The sequence below is a fragment of the Paenibacillus sp. BK033 genome, from assembly GCF_004345425.1.
Taxonomy (GTDB): Bacteria; Bacillota; Bacilli; order Paenibacillales; family Paenibacillaceae; genus Pristimantibacillus.
The window spans coordinates 261,463-278,945 of the sequence record NZ_SLVP01000001.1 but is presented as its reverse complement, the minus strand read 5'-3'; the positions used below and the strand labels follow the sequence as shown (position 1 = coordinate 278,945).

Here is a 17,483-nt window from a genome sequence, read left to right as displayed (position 1 = left end):
GCTGGTAATTCGCTATCTAGTCATCTACCATTGGTGACGGTTTGTAATATATTTATATGTAACCCGTATAGGAGAGGTACTAGATTAGTAACCATTTATGCGGACAAAATGGAGAAATAAACATTTTCATCGCTTACGGGTGTCATTCGCCCCCATTCCCGAATACCGTAAATAAGCACAGGAGCCTATCGGCCACGATAGGCTTTGACTTCGGTCTTAAGGGGTGAAGCCCGTGGCACAGCTGCCTATACGTAAAATCGAAATTGACGAGGATGATTTGTGGGATCTGAAGAATAATCCTTGGAGCAAATCGTTTAAACCGATCCATATTGAAATAGACGGCGAACAATATTCGGCGACATGCGGCATTCGGGGAGGCCATACGCGCAATTATACGAAGAAATCGTTTGAAATCAGGCTGGACGGGGGCAAAACGCTCCACTGGAATGCGGAATTCGACGATCCTTCCATGATCCGCAACGCCTTATCCTTTCAGTTTTTTAATCTCATCGGAGTACCGTCCCCGGAAACCCAGCATATTTCCGTCGAGATTAACGGCTATCCGCAAGGGGTCTACTTGGAGATTGAAGCGGTGGATCGTCGGTTCTTTAGAAAAAGAGGTATAGGCTATACCTCCCTGATTTACGCCGTTAATGACAGCGCGGATTTCAGTCTTGTTGATCAGAATACGAATGCCAAAAAAGACTCCTTGTTTGACGGTTATGAAATCGTGAAGGGACAAACAAACACAAAATACCGGCTTGTCCGTTTCATCCGCAATATCAATACTCTCTCCAGCAAACGGCTGAGCGTTTATGCGGCCAAACGGCTGGATATCAATCAATATTTATTGTGGCTGGCCGGAGCGGTTCTGACCGGCAATTATGACGGCTTTGATCAGAACTATGCCCTTTACGAGCATAAGAAAACAAGCAAATACCGGATTATTCCGTGGGATTACGAAGGAACCTGGGGGAGAAACTGTTACGGGAAGCCTTGCGGAAGCGATCTTGTACGGCTGCAGGGGTACAATAGTCTGACCGGCAAGCTGTTTAAGTTCTCTTCCTGCCGTCAAAGATACCGCGCAATCCTGCAGAAGCTATTAAAAACAGCCTTTACCGTAGAGCGCATCGATCCTATGATTACCCGCTTATACAAAGAGATCACGCCGGCAATACGGGATGATTTTACCCGCAAAAGCAGCTACGACACGTTTCTCGATGAACCCTCCTTTATTCTGGATTACGTAAGAGAACGGCGCGGACTTATAAAAGAAGCCCTTAAAGCTTGGAAATAAGCTTTAAGGGCTTTCTTTTAAAGCGGAGTTCATCATGGACTTTATTTATAAGCCTAGATGCAGCTTGCGGACATTCAGCATTCCTTTCAAGCCGGTTGGATTCTTTTCCGTCCAATCCTCTAAAACACGTTCATGCTTAAATACCGCTCGCCGGTATCCGGTGCTATGCATAAAACACGCTTGCCCGCTCCAAGCGTCTTGGCAACCTGCATGGCCGCCCAAACGGAAGCGCCGGAGGAAGGTCCCAGCAGCAGACCTTCCAGCCGCGCAAGGTCTCTCATCGTCTGAAGCGCATCTTCATCCGCTACCTGAATAATCTCGTCATAAACTTCCGTGTTCAGGATCGCGGGGACAAAACCGGGACTTGTGCCAACCAGCTTATGAGGACCGGGCTGGCCTCCCGACAGAACAGGCGAACCGGCAGGTTCAACAACGGCAATATGTATATGAGGCAATGCAGCCTTAAGCGTCTCGCCGGTGCCGGTAATGGTCCCGCCCGTTCCGGCCGTGGCAACAAAGGCATCCAGCTTGCCGCCCATTTGCTGCAGGATCTCTACGGCGGTTGTTGTCCGGTGGATGTCCGGGTTGGCATGATTCTCGAACTGGTTCGGGATGAAACTGCCCGGTATTTCCGCTTGCAGCGCCAGCGCCTTGCGGATGGCTCCGGGCATTCTTTCCGCCGCGGGTGTCAGAACAACTTCTGCCCCGTATGCCTGCAGCAGCTTGATTCGTTCCGCGGACATATTGTCCGGCATGATCAGGATAAGCTTGTAGCCTTTGGCAGCCGCATTCATCGCCAGGCCAATACCGGTGTTGCCGCTGGTCGGCTCGATAATGGTACTGCCCGGGGAGATTAAACCTTGCTGCTCGGCGGCTTCGATAAGCGCCGACGCGGCGCGGTCCTTCACGCTTCCGCTCGGGTTGAACCGCTCCAGCTTAACGCACACATCCGCGCTTCCCGGTTCAATAAGCCGGTTAAGCTTGATGACGGGCGTTTCGCCGATGAGGTCGATGACGGTAGATACTATTCGTGGCATAAATTCTCCTTTTCGTGGTAGTTAAAAAACCGGCAACCGTGGCGTAATGCTACGCAAAAACGGCTTAGCAGTTATTTTAAAAAGCACTCAACGAAATTTATTGTTGGCCGTTAGGAATGGCCGGATAAAGAACCATCCGGCGATTGGAACGATGCCAACACAAAACATAAGGGTAACGATTGCCGCCGGCGTCTGCGTCTGGGAAACGACAATCAGATAGGCGGCAAGACCGATGACACGCCCAATAATAAGGCCCGCCTCGCGGAGAACAATGAGCTCCTCGCGGTTAACGGCGCTTTCCTCCGAGTGACCGATCAGATCGAACACACGGGATGTCATCGGGATAATGTACAACGGTATAAACAAGGATGTGCCTATGCCAAAGATAAGCAAGGTGCTGTAGCTGACTTTGTAGAACAACGGAAGAATGATCAGACCAATCATAATCGTACCTGCCAGCATCGCGATTCTGCGGTTGCCCGGTTTAAGGCGCTTGCCGACAAACCAGAAGCTGATTAGAGCAACAAGGGAAGTAATCAGCGAGAAATTCCCCAGCTTCCCTTCGTTTTTCGTTGCGATATAGATGACAAGTCCGATCAGGAACATAAAGACACCCTCCCGAACGCCTTGAGTGACAATGGCGCCAAACATCCTCCGCCATGGGTTTCCCTTCTGCTTCAGCTCTTCAATGCCAAGGAACCATTTGTACTTTTCTCCTATAACGCCGCGGTTCTTCAGCCAGAAGCTGCCTACAACAGCAAGCCCAAAGATGACGAGGGATATCGTAAAAATAAGCTTGTAACCGCGCTCGCCATGCAGCGTCGTAATCAGGAAACCCGACACCCACGGGGCAATAATCCCCGATAATGCGCCTAATATGCCTGCCGTTCCATTAAACCGGTCGCGGTTATCCGGCTCGGTGATTTCGAAATAAACGACATTGTATGCCATCCAATAAAAGCCCATTGCCATGCCGCTCAGCATGCCAAGAGGTATGCCGTACGTTTTTGCCTGCTGGCCCAGCATCAATACCATAAAATAAAACGCCCCCGACAGCACGATGCCAAGACGGAGGCTGTACATTTTATGATGTTCCTTTACCCATTTGCCTGCCAGCCAAAAGGTGATGCCGCTTGTTATGTATTGCCCAAGCGTGTACCAGCCGATTAGCATAAAGGACTGGCTTGCTTTCCAGAGATAGACCGGGATAAACGTTCCGGACAGCGCGCTTGCTACGCCAAACAGACCTTGTACCGTCAGCAGCAAGATGGCCTGCGAATCCAGCGCTCTGCCTTGGCGAGAACCCTGGACTTCGCGGCCGACTGATCTGCCAGGCATACGCCCGCCGGTCTTAACGCCATGATGACTCTGCTTCAATCCGATTCCTCCTAACAGTGATGTTCCGTTAGGATTCCCAATTGAACAGGCTGCATGCCGTTTTTCCAGTAATTACTCTTTTGGAGCAAGCAGCTCCAGCATCTGTTTCCGGGAACTCTCGCCCAGTACCGTCGAAGTCTGGAAGCAGGACGGACAGATATAGGTTACCGTTTCAAACGGGGATTGGATAATCGGTTTACCGGTTACGGCATGTACCGTTGGCAGAAGAGATACCGTCTGTTTCCCCGCTTCCAGCATATATTCACGGCAGGAAGGACACTCTGGCGCTTCATCCTGGCCGTCCGTAATTTGACGGATGGTTGCTTCCGCGGCAAGCCAGGAAACATTCATTTGACGGAAGCCTTCGTTGGAATCATCGTCATAGGCATCATCCTGCGGCTGCTGTTGCTTTCCTTGCTCCCCGTCCCAGTTGTCGTCCTGCTCGTCTTCATCGCGGTCGATTCCGATCTGCATCGTGCGGTAGCCGCTCAGTTCATTCTCGCAATGCGGACAATGCTTCTCCGGCCCAATTTCCTCATCCCACACGATCTCGGTATCGCACCATGGGCAAATTGTTTGTTCTTCCATTTCAAAACCCTCCACAAGCTTAATTGTTCATAATATAGATAACGCCTAGACCGAAAAATATTATGGCGATTGCGAGCAAAATTCCCCACAAATATTTCATTGATGTCCTCCTAAAAGACTTTAAACCTACAATATAACCGTTGCTCCAATTACATAGGACAGCGATATGGAAATAATCATGGCAATAAACCCCACCGCCCGGTTGTCCTTTGCGATTTCGTCGTCGATCTTGAACACCGGCGTAAGAAACTCAAACAAGAAGTAGGCGGCAAGCAATATGATAAAGCCAAAGATCCCCCAGATCAGACTTTCGTAAACGGATATGTTCGCTTCAATGGAAAACCTGAAAATATTGCAAATCCCGAAAATTTTCCCGCTTGTCGCCATAGCTACCGCCAAATTGCCGTTCTTGATTTCTTTCCAGCAATTATAACGGGTTACAAGCTCAAACACGGACAAAAAAACGATAAGCGACAGCACAACCAGCGATACATAAACGAGAGATGCCGCATACGAATTGCTGAGCAAACGATCGACTTCATTACCCATCCTTATCACTCCCAAAGGCTTGCTTGCCGTGCCGCAAGCTTAACGGCGAAGCTATTTCAGCTCCGCCACGGTTACGCCTGCGCCGCCTTCGCCGTATTTTCCGAGACGATACGTCTTCACAAGACTATGCTTGCGCAAATATTGCTGGATTCCCGCACGCAATACGCCGGTACCCATGCCATGGATGATATAGACCTGACCAAGGCCGCCCAAATACGATTCGTCGAGGAAACGATCGACTTCAATGATAGCTTCCTCCAGATTCGCTCCGCGTAGATCAAGCTCCATCCGGAGGCTGTCTTCCTTGGAGCGCTTCAGGCTTGCCGTCTGCTTTGGCTGCTGCTTGTTAAGCTGAGCCACGGGCTTGATCAACTCCAGGTCATCAAGAGCAACCTTCATCTTCATAATGCCGAGTTGGACGGTAGCATCCGATGCGCCTATCTCTACAACGATGCCTTTCTGATTGAGGCTATAGACCATAACCTCATCGCCGGCTCCAATCTTCGCCGGCTTCTTCGCTCCGCCGCCTGCCGGACGCTTCTTCTTCGTGGCAAGCTCCGGTGCCGCTTCCTCCAGCCTGCGCTTCGCTTCTATAAGCTTATGCTCCTTTACGGAGGCACCTTCCTCCAGAGCAAGCCTGCGCAGGTCCGCAATGATCTGATCGGCTTCGCGTCTGGCTTTGGCAACCGCCTCATGCGCTTCCTCCTGAGCCTTCTGCAGCATTTTGTCGCGCTGCTCTTCGAAGCGCTCCAGCTCGGCTTCATGGCGTTTGCGCTGCGCTTCCATCTCGCGGCGCATCATCTCTGCCGTATTGCGCTCCGATTCCGCGCTTAAACGGTCTTCCTCAAGGGAAGCAATCATATTCTCCACGCGTTGATCCTCTTCGCTGACCTCGCCGCGGGCATGATCAATTATCGCTTGGGAGAGACCAAGCCGTTCGGCAATGGCAAACGCATTGCTTCGGCCGGGAACGCCAACGAGCAGCCGGTAAGTCGGGCTAAGCGTTGCAACGTCAAACTCCATGCTCGCGTTAATGACGCCTTTGCGATTATAAGCGTAAGCTTTCAGCTCGCTATAATGCGTAGTCGCGATAATCCGGCTGTCGAGCTTGTGGATATGCTCCAGAATGGCGATCGCAAGCGCCGAGCCTTCGGCCGGGTCCGTTCCCGCGCCGAGCTCATCGAGCAGCACAAGGCTCTTCGACGTCATTGACTTTAAAATCCGGATAATATTCGTCATATGGCTGGAGAAGGTACTAAGGCTTTGCTCAATGCTCTGTTCATCGCCGATGTCGGCATAAATGGAGTCAAACACGCAAAGCTGGCTGCCTTCTTCAGCCGGAACAAACAAACCGGACATCGCCATCAGGCTGAGCAGTCCTACAGTCTTAAGGGATACCGTTTTACCGCCCGTATTCGGACCGGTAACGATAATAGCCGTAAATTGGTTGCCCAGCTCCACATCAAGCGGCACAACCTTCTCCGGATCGATCAACGGATGACGGCCGCGTTTGATTTTGAGAAAGCCCCTGTCGTTCATGCGCGGCAGCGTGGCTTTCATTTCATGCGCAAGCCGAGCTTTGGCATAAGCGAAGTCCAGCCTCCCCAACAGCTCCTGGTTATATAGCAGGTCCTCCACATGCTCCGCCGCGCGGGCCGTCAGCTTTTGCAGGATTTTCTCGATTTCGCGAAGCTCCGCGGCTTTGGTTTCGCGCAGCTTGTTGTTCATCGATACGATGGCTTCCGGCTCAATAAAAAGGGTAGCGCCGGAACCGGACTGGTCGTGGACAATCCCGCCAAAATGCGAACGGTACTCCTGCTTGACCGGAATGACATAACGGTCGTTGCGCAGCGTAATGATGGAATCCTGCAGCATCTTCTGCACCGAAGACGAACGGATCATCTGCTCCAGCTTCTCCCGGATTCGAGACTCGCCGCTCCGCAGCTCGCGGCGAATGGACGCCAGCTCGGGACTTGCGCTGTCCATAACCTCCGCGTTATCGTCGATGCAATCAAAAATGGCATCCTCCAGCGGCTTATGCTCCGATAACTGCTCAGTCAGCCCGAACAGAAGGGGAATCGGGTCATCCTCATGAAGATTGTCGATATGCTTCTTCACCCGGCGTGCGCCCCTGGCCGTTGCCGCGATGTCCAGCAGCTCCGCGGGATTCAGAGTCCCGCCGATTCGCGCGCGATGCAGGGAAGCGCTAATATCGACAACGCCCCCAAACGGCGCATTACCTTTCAGCCTGTCGGCTTTGTACGCTTCGTCGGTCGTCTGCAGCATAAGCTTGACGTCTTCCAGATCGGAGACGGGAGCAAGCTGCCCGGACACGTTTTTTCCGAGCGATGTGGCGGCATGATGCACCAATTTATTCGTAATTTTATGGAATTCCAAAGTGGATAAAATTTTGCTGTCCAAGTGAACACTCCTCTCGCCCTTATATTATAGCTGATCGGTGTTTAGGATGCACGACATCACCGCTTGATTCATACATGTTTCCCCGATTAATGGTCATAATAAGGGAGGAAACGCACCATACTTAGGCTAACCTAACATAAGGAGGCTAATGATATGAGTTTTCTTGGTCATGTTGTCCGTTTTATCGTTGCAGCCATCGTTCTGATGGTAGTCGGCTGGATCGTTCCTCAATTTAGCGTCGGCGGGTTCTGGAGTGCACTTCTGCTGGCGCTTGTCATTGCGGCGCTTGGTTGGATCATTGAAGGTATTTTTGGCAAAAAAGTTACCCCGTTTGGACGCGGTATTGTTGGCTTTCTAGCCAGCGCGGCAGTCATTTGGATTGCGCAGTTTATCGTCGGCGGCGTATCCGTCACTTGGCTTGGCGCAATCTTAGCGGCTCTCGTTATCGGGATTATCGACCTGTTCATTCCGGTCAGCACCCCGTACGAGGCAGGCAGAAGCGATTACCGCAACCGTGACTAACAGTAAAAATGCAAAGATTTTTGCCTTAAGCCCTTGTCCTGTCGGAAACGATAGGCGGGGGCTTTTTCATTTGTCACGGGACTGTCACTGCAAATTGGATATGGATAAGCTACAATAGGAAAAGAATTGAATTTCTATGTTTTTGGCTATGAAAGGGGTATAAAGATGAAGAAGTGGCTCATATTTGCATCTGTGCTATGCCTTGTGTTCGTCGTTGCCGCCTGCGGCTCGAACAGCAAGAGCAATAACTCCGGATCGGAGGCAGCAAGTTCTACGGTTGCCGACGTTGTGATTAAAGCAAGCAGCTGGGAATTCGATCAGCCGGAATACCGTATCAAAAAAGGTCAGACCATTAAGCTTGAGCTCATCGATGGCGTTCACGGCGTGGAGATTGAGAAGACAAACGTGAAGCTGACTCAGAATAAAGCAAAAACCATTACGCTCGATGCCGGCGAATACGAAATCAAATGCAACATTCCTTGCGGCGGAGGACATTCGAAAATGTCAGCCAAGCTTATTGTTGAAGCTGCCTAAGCCATATGCTGCGGAGACCTCTTTTTATGAAGAGGTCTTTTTTATTTCCCGCGACATGCCTTCTTGCCACCCTACATATGAATTATAATGATTCCTTTACAAAAGGGTAAGAAAGACTGATGCTATGAACTCTTCCCCTACCGCCTTCCGGTCTGATAAGATGATTCATAAATTATTCTTTTGAGGAGGGGTATGATCCATGAGCTTATTAAACGGACGGATTGCCATCGTAAGCGGTGCAGGTTCGGGACTCGGAAGGGCAACTTCCCTGTCGTTCGCGAAGGAAGGAGCCGAGATTGCTTTGTTAGGCCGCCGTGAAAGCAAGCTGCAGGAGACAGCCGAGCTGATCAAACAGACTACGGGCCGCGAAGCGCTGATCATCCCTACCGACATTACGCAGGAAAGCCAAATTCAATCCGCAGTCCAGCAGGTCATCGACAAATGGGGTTCCATACATGTGTTATTAAATAATGCGGCCGTATTCGAGCCCGGTTCCGTGCTGGAACTAACCTCTGAGAATTGGCATGCGCAAGTGGCCACCAATTTGACGGGACCGTTTCTGCTTACAAAGGCCGTTCTGCCAACCATGCGCAAAAGCAAATACGGCCGCATTATTAATATAACCTCCGGCTTGTCCTGGAACGGAGCAGGCGGTTATGCCGCCTATAGCGCAGCGAAAGCCGGCCTTGAATCGCTGACCCGCACGCTCGCCGACGAAGAGCATGAGCACGGCATCCTGGTTAACCTATACAACCCCGGTACCCTGCGTACCGAAATGCACGCCACCGGCAAGGACCCGGCAGTCGTCACCCCGGACCTCATCCGCTTGGCCAGCCTTCCGGTAGGCGGGCCAACCGGAACTATAGTCAGCTACGGGTAACGAAACGGAGGAAGCCGTTCCAGTGCTATTGCATTGGAACGGCTTTTTTGTGCAGAGGCGCGAATCTCTGGCTTTGTTACACCGTATTTCCGTGTTATTTGGTGTTCGCACCTACTCTACGCCTCATCCGCCCGGTAACTCGGCGCATCGTTAAGCTACCTATAAACGTCCGAACGCGGCTCGTTGCGAGCACACATAACATCCTTAACGATGCGGCGCATCGTTAAGCTAGCTGCAAACGTCCGACTCCCTTGCCGAACCAGTATATCAATTTACGCAAAAGAGCCACCTGCTCATGAGAGCAGATGGCTCTTTTCTGTATCGGTTCAGCTATGTTCGATTAATTCTATCCATTCATTGTACTCCGTTTGAAGCTTGCGGTATTCGATCTCCAGCTTCTCATGCTTCACGCCAAGTACGCGAAGCTCCTCGCGAAGGGCTTCCGTTTCACCGGAAGCATCCTGATGCTCAGCCGCCAGTGATTGCGCCTGCTCATCCAGCAATATCCTCAAATCCGCAGCTGCTGCAGCTTCTTTGCGCGCCGCTTCGAGCTGTTCGAGAAGCGATTTCTCTGCTGCTTCCCGATTGCGTTCCGATTCTGTCAAACGTTCAGCCTCCTGCTTCGCTTGCCGCGCAAGCTGCTGCTCGGCTTGAAGCTGTTCGTTAAGCTTCTGAATTTGCAGTCCGGCAGCTTCGATCTGCTGTACCGTGATCCGTTCGCGCGCAGCGGTATATTCCAACTGCTCCATAAGCTCATTCTCGCGTTTTGTTGACTCCGAGAGCTTTTCTTCTTTTTCAAGACTACGAAGCTTCGTCTCTTCCAAGGAAGATTCCAGCTCCTCAATGCGGGAGCGCAGGAGCTGCTGTTGTTCTTCCTGCTTCGCCAGAAGCCCGGAGTACCGTTCCTCCGCTTCCGAAAGACGCTCCTCGTAGCGATGCTCGTACTGCTGGCGCTGCTGATCGAGTGTGCGGCTATGCTCCTGCTCCCGTTCATCCCAATCCGCTTTAAGCTCCTGCTGCTGGCGCTCAAGCTGCTCGATTTGCTCCATGTACTGAAGTTCAAGCAATTCGTTCTGATCGGTGAACTGCCGTTCGAGGGAACGAAGCTGCTCTTGATGCTGCCGCTCCAACTCGGCAATTTGCTGCTCCTGCTTCGCGGCCATAGCGGCATTGTGCGACTTCAGCCGCTCTTCCAGTTCCTGATTCGTCAACTGAACTGCGTCCAGCTGCTGTCTTAGATCAGCATATTGCTGCTCATAACGTTCCTTCAATTCGAATTGCTGCTCGGCAAAACGCAGCTCAAGCTGCTCCTGCTGCTCTTGGTATTTACGTTCCAGCTTGTGCTTGTCCTCTTCATATTGAAGCTCCAGCTCAAGCTCCTTCTCTTCAAAAATAGCGGATGCTTCCGTCAACTGACGCGCTTGTTCTTCCAGACGGCGTTCCGCTTCGCTGTATCGGTCCGCATGAAGCTGCTCAAGAACAGAACGTTCCGTTTCGAATCGTCGCTGCTGCTTCTCCATCTCATCCTGAAGGAGATCAAATTGCTCCTGCAATTGCTGCAGCTTCTCCGTTTGTTCGGCTGCAAGCACTTCAACAGCCGTTTGCAATTCCAGCTGCTTGGAGGCCTGCTGCTCTAATCGCCCTATTTTCTCAAGCGATTGCGCATACTGCTGAGAAGCTTCCTCGAGCTGTTCCTTAACCTCGGCATATTGCCGCTCAAGCTCGTTTGATTGCTGCTCCATCGCCTGGATGGAAGCACGCAGCGCTTCTTCCTGCTCCATCGCCTGCATCAAATGCTCGTCCGCAGCCTGGAGACGAAGCTCATGCAGTTGCTTATCCTGATTCCAAGCCTGCTCCAGCTCGGACAATTTCGTAAGAAGCCTTGTACGCTCCTCAATCCATCCATTGCGGCGGCGTTCAAAATCGGCCTTCAGCGATTGCTCAAGCTGAGCAAGCTGCTCCTGCCACTGCTGCTCCTTCGATTGTATAAGCTCGAGCGTTTTCTTGCGTTCCTGCTCCAACTCTTCCGTAGCAATGACTTGGGCTAATGCAAGCTCGTCTACGGCTTCCGCAACTTTTACCCGCTCGCGCTCCAGTTCCCGTGCCGCTGCCGCTTGCTGTTCCGCGAGGGCTAGCGCGGCTATTGCGCGCTCTTCCTCCAACTTCGCGGACAAAGCTTCCGCTGCTTTCATGCGTTCAAGCTCCAGCTCTTCCGCAGCAAGCGTTTGGTTAAGCTTCAGCTCCTCTGCAGCTTCAGCCGCTTTCGCGCGTTCACGCTCCAGCTGCTCAGCCAGCTCTGCGGCTTTTGCGCGCTCTAGCTTAAGTTCCTCAGCGGCCATGGCTTGCACTAAGGCAAGCTCCTCCTCTGCTGCGGCTTTCTGCTCGGCTATGGCTTGCGAAGCTTTGACACGTTCGCGTTCTACTTGCGCGGCTAATGCTTCCGCGGCTTGCAAACGCTCCCGCTCCAGTTCCTGTGCGGCTTGCGACTGCAATGCGGCCAAAGCTTCCGCTGCCCTTGCGCGCTCGCGTTCGACTTCTTCTTCTGCTAGTGCTTGCGCCAGCGTCAACTCGTCCGCAGCTTCGGCAGCTCTGGCACGCTCTTGCTCAAGCTCCTGCTCCGCTTGCATTCGCAAAGCGGCCAAAGCTTCCGCTGCCCTTGCGCGTTCGCGTTCGAGCTCTTCTGCCGCAAGGGCTTGCGCCAAGGCCAGCTCGTCCGCGGTTTCCGTAACCTTCGCTCGTTCTTGTTCAAGCTCCTGCTCCGCTTGCATCCGCAAAGCGGCCAAAGCTTCCGCTGCCCTTGCGCGCTCGCGTTCGAGTTCTTCTGCCGCAAGGGCTTGCGCCAAGGCTAATTCTTCAGCCGCTTCTACCGCTCTGATCCGCTCTCGCTCCAGCTCTTCAGCAGCCTTCGCCTGCTGCTCCGCTAGTGCTTGTGCAGCTCTCGCACGCTCACGCTCTACTTGCTCGGCCAATGCTTCCGAAGCTTTCGCCCGTTCTTGCTCCAGCTCCTGTGCCGCTTGCGCTTGCAGAGCGGCCAGCATTTCCGCTGCTCCGGCGCGTTCGCGTTCCAATTCTTCCGCTAATAAAGCTTGCGTATGCGCCAGCTCATCCGCAGCCTTAGCCGCTTTCGCCCGCTCTTGCTCCAGCTCGCGTGCCGCCTGCGCCTGCTGCGCGGCCAACAGTTCCGCTGCCGTTACGCGCTCGCGTTCCAGCTCTTCATTCGCCTGCGCTTGCTGCTCCGCCAACCTTGCTTCTGCTGTCGCACGTTCCCGCTCAAGCTGCTCCGCCAGCGCTTCCGCAGCCTTCGCACGCTCGCGCTCCAGCTCCTCCGCGGCCAGCGCTTCGGCCAGCGCCAGCTCCTCAGCCGCTTCCGCTGCCCGCGCGCGCTCCCGCTCCAGCTCCTGCGCCGCCGCCGCTTGCTGCGCGGTTAGCGCTTCCGCTGCCCGCGCCCGCTCGCGCTCCAGCTCCTGCGCCGCTGCCGCTTGCTGCTCCGCCAGCGCTTCCGCTGCCTTCGCCCGCTCGCGATCCAGCTCCTCCGCGGCCAACGCTTCGGCCAGCGCCAGCTCCTCAGCCGCTTCCGCTGCCCGCGCGCGCTCCCGCTCGAGCTCCCGCTCCGCTGCCGCCTGCTGCGCGGCTAACGCTTCCGCCGCCCTCGCCCGCTCGCGATCCAGCTCCGCCTCCGCTTTTGCCTGCGCAAGCTCAAGCTCCTGCTCCAGCTGCTCTGCGGCTAACGCCTGGACGCGCTCGATCTCCTCCGTCGCTTCCGCTTGCGCTAACGCCAGAAGCTCTGCCGCTTCTTCCAGTCTCGCAGCCAGCTCCTCCGCGGCAGCCGCTTTCGCGGCGGCTATCTCGGTTTCGTACTCTCCCCTAAGCTCCTCCAGCTCCGTCTTGGACCTCTGCTGAACAGCCGCAAGCTCCTCTCGCAGCGAAACCTCCAGCCGGCTTGCCTGCTCCAGCAAATCTACCAGCACAAGACGCTTGGCCTCGGCGTCGTGCAGAGTATCGTTTTCTCGACGCAGCCGGAAAACTTCCTCAGTCATCTGAACCGCGGCCAAAACGGCAAGCTTGGGCATATCGAGACGAGGATTGCCGATCGCCAGCTTTTTCATAGCGTCATCGATCGTGCCGGCTACACGCTTTATATAATCAACGTTGTTATGACCCTTAAGCTTATATTGATGTCCGTATATATCAACTGTTACTACGGTTTGGTCAGCATCCATACTGGGTTATCCTCCTATTCAACGTCTCGCGTTTTAAAAGTCATACGCAGATCCTAACATTTGTCTTCATCTATGTAACAAAAAACGATTGCGAAAGTTGCAAATCTGTGAAAAAACTCATCTTTCATGCCTTTTTTTGCGCAAAAAGCACAAAAAAAGCCGCATCGAAAGTTCACAAGGAACTATTTCGATGCGACTTAAAAGGTTTCCTGCCTACTTTCTTAATTCAGCGGCAAAAGATTGTTCAAGCTCGGCAACGACTTTGCCGTGCAGCTCGGTCACTTCTTCATCGGTCAGCGTACGGTCGGCATGACGGTAAACGAGCGCTACGGCAACGCTCTTCTTGCCGGCTCCAAGCTTTTCGCCGGTGAAGACGTCGAACACCCGAACGGACTCGAGCAATTCGCCCGCAACAGCCCACGCGGTTTCTGTCAGCTTCGCTGCCGGAACAGCCTGGTCCAGCACCACGGCGATATCGCGCTGCATAGCCGGGTAGCGAGGAAGAGCCTTGTATTCGATGCCGGAATCAGCCAGCCCATACAAGGTGCCCAATTCTATCTCAGCCACGTACGTGTCGGCAAGGTCGCTTTCATGCTGCAAGGTCGGATGAAGCTGGCCGACGTAACCGATCGTTTCCGGTCCATGGGCGGTATCCACGATAACCGCCGCCGTTCTGCCCGGATGGAAGTTCGTTGGCTGAGCCGATTCGTAACGTACCTTCGAGGTCAAGCCAAGAACATCAACCACGGTTTCCAGAACGCCTTTTGCATCGTAGAAATCTACAGGCTCCGCTTTACGGTTCCATTGCGCGTCTACACGGTTGCCCGTGAGCAATACCGCAAGGCGCTGCTTCTCTTCCGGAAGGCGCGTAAGCTGCTCTTCTTCCGTATGGAAGACGCTGCCGATTTCGAAAATCGCTGAAGATTCATTTTTACGGTTGCGGTTATACGTCGCTGTCTCAATCAGCTGGGCAATCAGCGTAGTACGGAGAACGCTGCGGTCCTCGCTCATCGGCATAGCCAGCTTCACCGGTTTCAGATCCTTGCCGGTCAGCTCAGGGAACAGCTCGGTGCGGGAAGGTCCCGTAAACGAGTAGCTGATCACTTCAAAAAGACCCGCATCGGTCAATCTTCTGCGCAGCTCGCGGCGGATCGTCTGCGGCTTGGTCAGCCCGCCAGGCGTCACATCGCCGTGAATCGGCGTAGTAGGAATATTGTCGTAGCCGAACAACCGGGCTACTTCTTCAATTAAGTCGACATCGCGCGTAATGTCGCCGCGGCGCGTAGGCACCGTTACGGCGAACAGGTCATTGGCATCGGATAAACGGTAGCTGAAATGCAGGCGGTCAAAAATCGTCTGAACCTCAAGGCGCGACAGCTCCGTTCCGAGGTAACCGTTGATTTTGTCCAACGTGACTTCAACAACAGCCGGCTCTGTTTTCGCAACGACCGCTTCCACGATTCCTTCTGCCACAAGACCGTCGGCAAGCTCCGCAATAAGAGCAGCCGCACGATTCAGCGCCGGAATAACGCGGGCCGGATCCACTTCCTTCTCGAAGCGGATGCTCGACTCCGAACGGAGACCCAGCTGGCGGGAGGTTTTGCGGACGGTACCGCCGTCAAACTTCGCCGACTCCAGCAGGATATTAACCGTCTGGTCGTTGACTTCGGAATTCGCTCCGCCCATAACGCCTGCCAGCGCCACAGGCTTCTCGCCATCCGTAATAACGAGCATATGAGGCTCAAGCGTACGCTCCTGGTCATCCAGGGTTACGATCTTCTCGCCTTGCTTCGCCTGACGAACGTCGATTCGGCCGGTTGTAAGGGCATCCGCGTCAAAAGCGTGCAGCGGCTGGCCATATTCCAGCATAACGAAGTTTGTCACGTCAACCACGTTGCTGATCGGACGAATGCCCGCAGCGATCAGCCGGTTTTGCAGCCATTGCGGGGATGGACCAATCTTTACGCCTTTGATGTATCGCGCGCTGTAATGCGAGCATTGCTCCGGAGCGCTGATCGATACCGAGATATGGCTGTCCGCACGGTCTGCCGCATGGTTAACGGCCGGTTCGGGGATGCGCACCTCGCGGCCGGTCAAAGCGCCAATCTCGTAAGCAACGCCCAGCATGCTGAGGCAGTCCGAACGGTTGGGCGTCAGATCCAGCTCAAGCACCTCGTCGTTTATGCCAAGCACATCGCCGATCGGCGTGCCAACCGGCGTCGATGCCGGAAGCACGAGAATGCCTTCCTGCTGCTCCTTCGGAAGCAGCTTGTCGTTAATGCCGAGCTCCTTGGCCGAGCAGATCATGCCCTGCGATTCCACGCCGCGCAGCTTCGCTCGTTTGATTGCGAAATCTCCCGGCAGCTTCGCGCCGATCATCGCAACCGGAACCTTTTGGCCGGCGTCCACGTTTTTCGCGCCGCATACGATTTGAAGCTCTTCGCCCGTACCGACGTCAATCTTGCATACGCTAAGCTTGTCGGCATCCGGATGCTTCTCGCGGGATTTAACGTAACCGACTACAACGCCGGTCACCCCTTTGTTGAGGGACTCCACGCCGTCGATCTCGATACCTCCGCGCGTCATTTTTTCCGCTAATTCTTCGCCCGTATAGCCTGTCAAATCGATATATTCATTTAACCATTGGTAAGATACTTTCATCGCTTGTTTCCCCCTCCCCTTTACATTCTCGCGAATTGGCTTAAGAACCGCTGATCGTTCGTGTAGAAATGACGGATATCGTCGATGCCGTATTTCAGAAGCGCGATGCGCTCAACGCCCATGCCGAAAGCAAAACCGCTCACTTCCTTCGGATCGTAGCCGCCCATCTCGAGAACGCGCGGATGCACCATGCCGCAGCCGAGAATTTCAAGCCAGCCTGTCTGCTTGCACATCCGGCAGCCGTGGCCGCCGCATTGCACGCAGGTAACGTCAACCTCCGCGCTTGGCTCCGTGAACGGGAAGAAGCTTGGGCGGAGACGGATTTGCGCCTGCTGCCCGAACATTTGCTGCACGAATTGAAGCAGCGTGCCTTTCAGGTCGCTCATTCGGATGTTTGGACCAACGACAAGACCTTCAATCTGATTGAACATGAACGAATGCGTCGCGTCGTCGTCATCGCGGCGGTATACTTTGCCCGGGCAAATAACCTTGATCGGCTTGCCGTTCATTTGCTGCATCGTACGGACCTGAACCGGCGACGTATGCGTACGCATCAGGATGTCTTCCGTAATGTAGAACGAATCCTGCATATCGCGGGCAGGGTGGTTCTTCGGCAGGTTAAGCGCTTCGAAGTTGAAGTAATCGGTCTCGACCTCCGGACCTTCGGCAATGGAGTAACCCAAGCCTACGAATACATCCTCGATTTCCTGCGCGACCTTGTTCAGCGGATGCACCGCGCCTGTCGGCAAAGCTTTGCCCGGCAGCGTTACGTCAATGGTCTCCGCGCGAAGACGGTTTTCCGTCTCGGCCGCGAGGAACGCGTTTTGCTTCTCGTCGATAACGCCCTCGATTGCGGCGCGCACGTCATTGGCCACCTGCCCGATAATCGGACGCTCTTCCGCGCTCAGACCGCCCATCCCGCGCAAAATCTCGGTCAGCGCCCCTTTTTTTCCTAAGTATTTCACACGCAAATCATTCAGCTGCTGCGGATTGTCGACCTGGTGCAGCTCTTGCAGCGCTTCAACGCGCAATGCTTCCAAACGCTCTTTCATCGTAAAAACTCGCCTCCATTGTGGAATTTATAACAACAATAGCAACAAAAAAAGGCCTTCCTCCCCGCAAGGGACGAAAGACCGTGGTACCACCCTAATTCGGATTGCCCAAAAACAGCAACCCCTCAAATCCCGTTAACGGCGGGAACCGGACCTTCCCTAATTCGCGTTCGGCCATTGGCGGCTTGAAGCGGTTCAGGCGTCTGCTCCGGAGTGAACTTCGGCAGCCTAATCCCGTAAAGACGCTCGCAATCCATGGCGTCTTCTCCCTGTACGGAAGCTCTGCTTACTTATCTCCATCAAAGCTTTCTCTATTGGACACAATAATCTATATTATATGCATTT

At 53.8% G+C, this 17,483-nt stretch carries 13 protein-coding genes; 4 read left to right on the top strand and 9 right to left on the bottom strand.

Going from position 1 to position 17,483, the window contains the following annotated elements:
* Positions 1-232 precede the first annotated feature (232 nt).
* Positions 233-1,297 (top strand): CotH kinase family protein, encoded by a 1,065-nt coding sequence (locus EV294_RS01220; protein WP_132303212.1) that lies wholly within the window; start codon positions 233-235, stop codon positions 1,295-1,297.
* Positions 1,298-1,416: 119 nt separating this feature from the next.
* On the opposite strand, the gene cysK is transcribed toward EV294_RS01220, so the two are convergent.
* The 5 genes from cysK to EV294_RS01195 form a co-directional block, all read right to left on the bottom strand.
* Complete coding sequence (gene cysK, locus EV294_RS01215; RefSeq protein WP_132303211.1) at positions 1,417-2,334, bottom strand: cysteine synthase A; 918 nt, start codon at positions 2,332-2,334, stop codon at positions 1,417-1,419.
* Positions 2,335-2,421: 87 nt separating this feature from the next.
* Positions 2,422-3,711 carry an MFS transporter gene (locus EV294_RS01210; protein WP_132303210.1) on the bottom strand — a complete coding sequence of 430 codons (1,290 nt, stop codon included), beginning with the start codon at positions 3,709-3,711 and terminating at the stop codon, positions 2,422-2,424.
* Between the two features lie 72 nt (positions 3,712-3,783).
* Positions 3,784-4,299, bottom strand: coding sequence for a hypothetical protein (locus tag EV294_RS01205; protein ID WP_132303209.1), 516 nt, complete (start codon positions 4,297-4,299; stop codon positions 3,784-3,786).
* 126 nt (positions 4,300-4,425) lie between these two features.
* Positions 4,426-4,848 (bottom strand): DUF350 domain-containing protein, encoded by a 423-nt coding sequence (locus tag EV294_RS01200; RefSeq protein WP_132303208.1) that lies wholly within the window; start codon positions 4,846-4,848, stop codon positions 4,426-4,428.
* 51 nt (positions 4,849-4,899) lie between these two features.
* Positions 4,900-7,269 carry an endonuclease MutS2 gene (locus tag EV294_RS01195; RefSeq protein ID WP_132303207.1) on the bottom strand — a complete coding sequence of 790 codons (2,370 nt, stop codon included), beginning with the start codon at positions 7,267-7,269 and terminating at the stop codon, positions 4,900-4,902.
* Positions 7,270-7,422: 153 nt separating this feature from the next.
* On the opposite strand from EV294_RS01195, the gene EV294_RS01190 reads away from it, so the two are divergent.
* The 3 genes from EV294_RS01190 to EV294_RS01180 all read left to right on the top strand — a co-directional run bounded on the left by EV294_RS01190 (position 7,423) and on the right by EV294_RS01180 (position 9,205).
* A complete protein-coding gene (locus EV294_RS01190) occupies positions 7,423-7,791 on the top strand; it encodes a phage holin family protein (protein WP_132303206.1) in 369 nt (122 codons plus the stop codon).
* 165 nt (positions 7,792-7,956) lie between these two features.
* Positions 7,957-8,325: a cupredoxin domain-containing protein gene (locus EV294_RS01185; RefSeq protein WP_132303205.1), complete on the top strand. Its 369-nt coding sequence runs from the start codon at positions 7,957-7,959 to the stop codon at positions 8,323-8,325.
* 199 nt (positions 8,326-8,524) lie between these two features.
* On the top strand, positions 8,525-9,205 hold the full coding sequence (locus tag EV294_RS01180) for an SDR family NAD(P)-dependent oxidoreductase (protein ID WP_132303204.1): 681 nt from the start codon (positions 8,525-8,527) through the stop codon (positions 9,203-9,205).
* A 326-nt stretch (positions 9,206-9,531) separates the two neighbouring features.
* Here the strand turns inward: EV294_RS01180 and EV294_RS01175 are convergent, their stop codons facing one another.
* The 4 genes from EV294_RS01175 to EV294_RS30860 all read right to left on the bottom strand — a co-directional run bounded on the left by EV294_RS01175 (position 9,532) and on the right by EV294_RS30860 (position 17,395).
* Positions 9,532-13,425 carry a hypothetical protein gene (locus EV294_RS01175; protein ID WP_132303203.1) on the bottom strand — a complete coding sequence of 1,298 codons (3,894 nt, stop codon included), beginning with the start codon at positions 13,423-13,425 and terminating at the stop codon, positions 9,532-9,534.
* Between the two features lie 213 nt (positions 13,426-13,638).
* Positions 13,639-16,086 carry a phenylalanine--tRNA ligase subunit beta gene (gene pheT, locus EV294_RS01170; protein ID WP_132303202.1) on the bottom strand — a complete coding sequence of 816 codons (2,448 nt, stop codon included), beginning with the start codon at positions 16,084-16,086 and terminating at the stop codon, positions 13,639-13,641.
* A gap of 20 nt (positions 16,087-16,106) precedes the next feature.
* Complete coding sequence (gene pheS, locus EV294_RS01165; RefSeq protein ID WP_132303201.1) at positions 16,107-17,138, bottom strand: phenylalanine--tRNA ligase subunit alpha; 1,032 nt, start codon at positions 17,136-17,138, stop codon at positions 16,107-16,109.
* A gap of 125 nt (positions 17,139-17,263) precedes the next feature.
* The gene (locus EV294_RS30860; RefSeq protein ID WP_279513470.1) at positions 17,264-17,395 is read right to left on the bottom strand and encodes a hypothetical protein; all 132 of its coding nucleotides are present in this window, start codon (positions 17,393-17,395) and stop codon (positions 17,264-17,266) included.
* Between the last annotated feature and the right edge of the window lie 88 nt (positions 17,396-17,483).

Bases quoted from the DNA above. Each gene is read 5' to 3' on its own strand.
- cysK (WP_132303211.1), bottom strand. From the start codon at position 2,334: ATGCCACGAATAGTATCTACCGTCATCGACCTCATCGGCGAAACGCCC.
- EV294_RS01205 (WP_132303209.1), bottom strand. From the start codon at position 4,299: ATGGAAGAACAAACAATTTGCCCATGGTGCGATACCGAGATCGTGTGG.
- EV294_RS01200 (WP_132303208.1), bottom strand. From the start codon at position 4,848: ATGGGTAATGAAGTCGATCGTTTGCTCAGCAATTCGTATGCGGCATCT.
- EV294_RS01190 (WP_132303206.1), top strand. From the start codon at position 7,423: ATGAGTTTTCTTGGTCATGTTGTCCGTTTTATCGTTGCAGCCATCGTT.
- EV294_RS01185 (WP_132303205.1), top strand. From the start codon at position 7,957: ATGAAGAAGTGGCTCATATTTGCATCTGTGCTATGCCTTGTGTTCGTC.
- EV294_RS01180 (WP_132303204.1), top strand. From the start codon at position 8,525: ATGAGCTTATTAAACGGACGGATTGCCATCGTAAGCGGTGCAGGTTCG.
- EV294_RS01175 (WP_132303203.1), bottom strand. From the start codon at position 13,425: ATGGATGCTGACCAAACCGTAGTAACAGTTGATATATACGGACATCAA.
- pheT (WP_132303202.1), bottom strand. From the start codon at position 16,086: ATGAAAGTATCTTACCAATGGTTAAATGAATATATCGATTTGACAGGC.
- pheS (WP_132303201.1), bottom strand. From the start codon at position 17,138: ATGAAAGAGCGTTTGGAAGCATTGCGCGTTGAAGCGCTGCAAGAGCTG.
- EV294_RS30860 (WP_279513470.1), bottom strand. From the start codon at position 17,395: ATGGATTGCGAGCGTCTTTACGGGATTAGGCTGCCGAAGTTCACTCCG.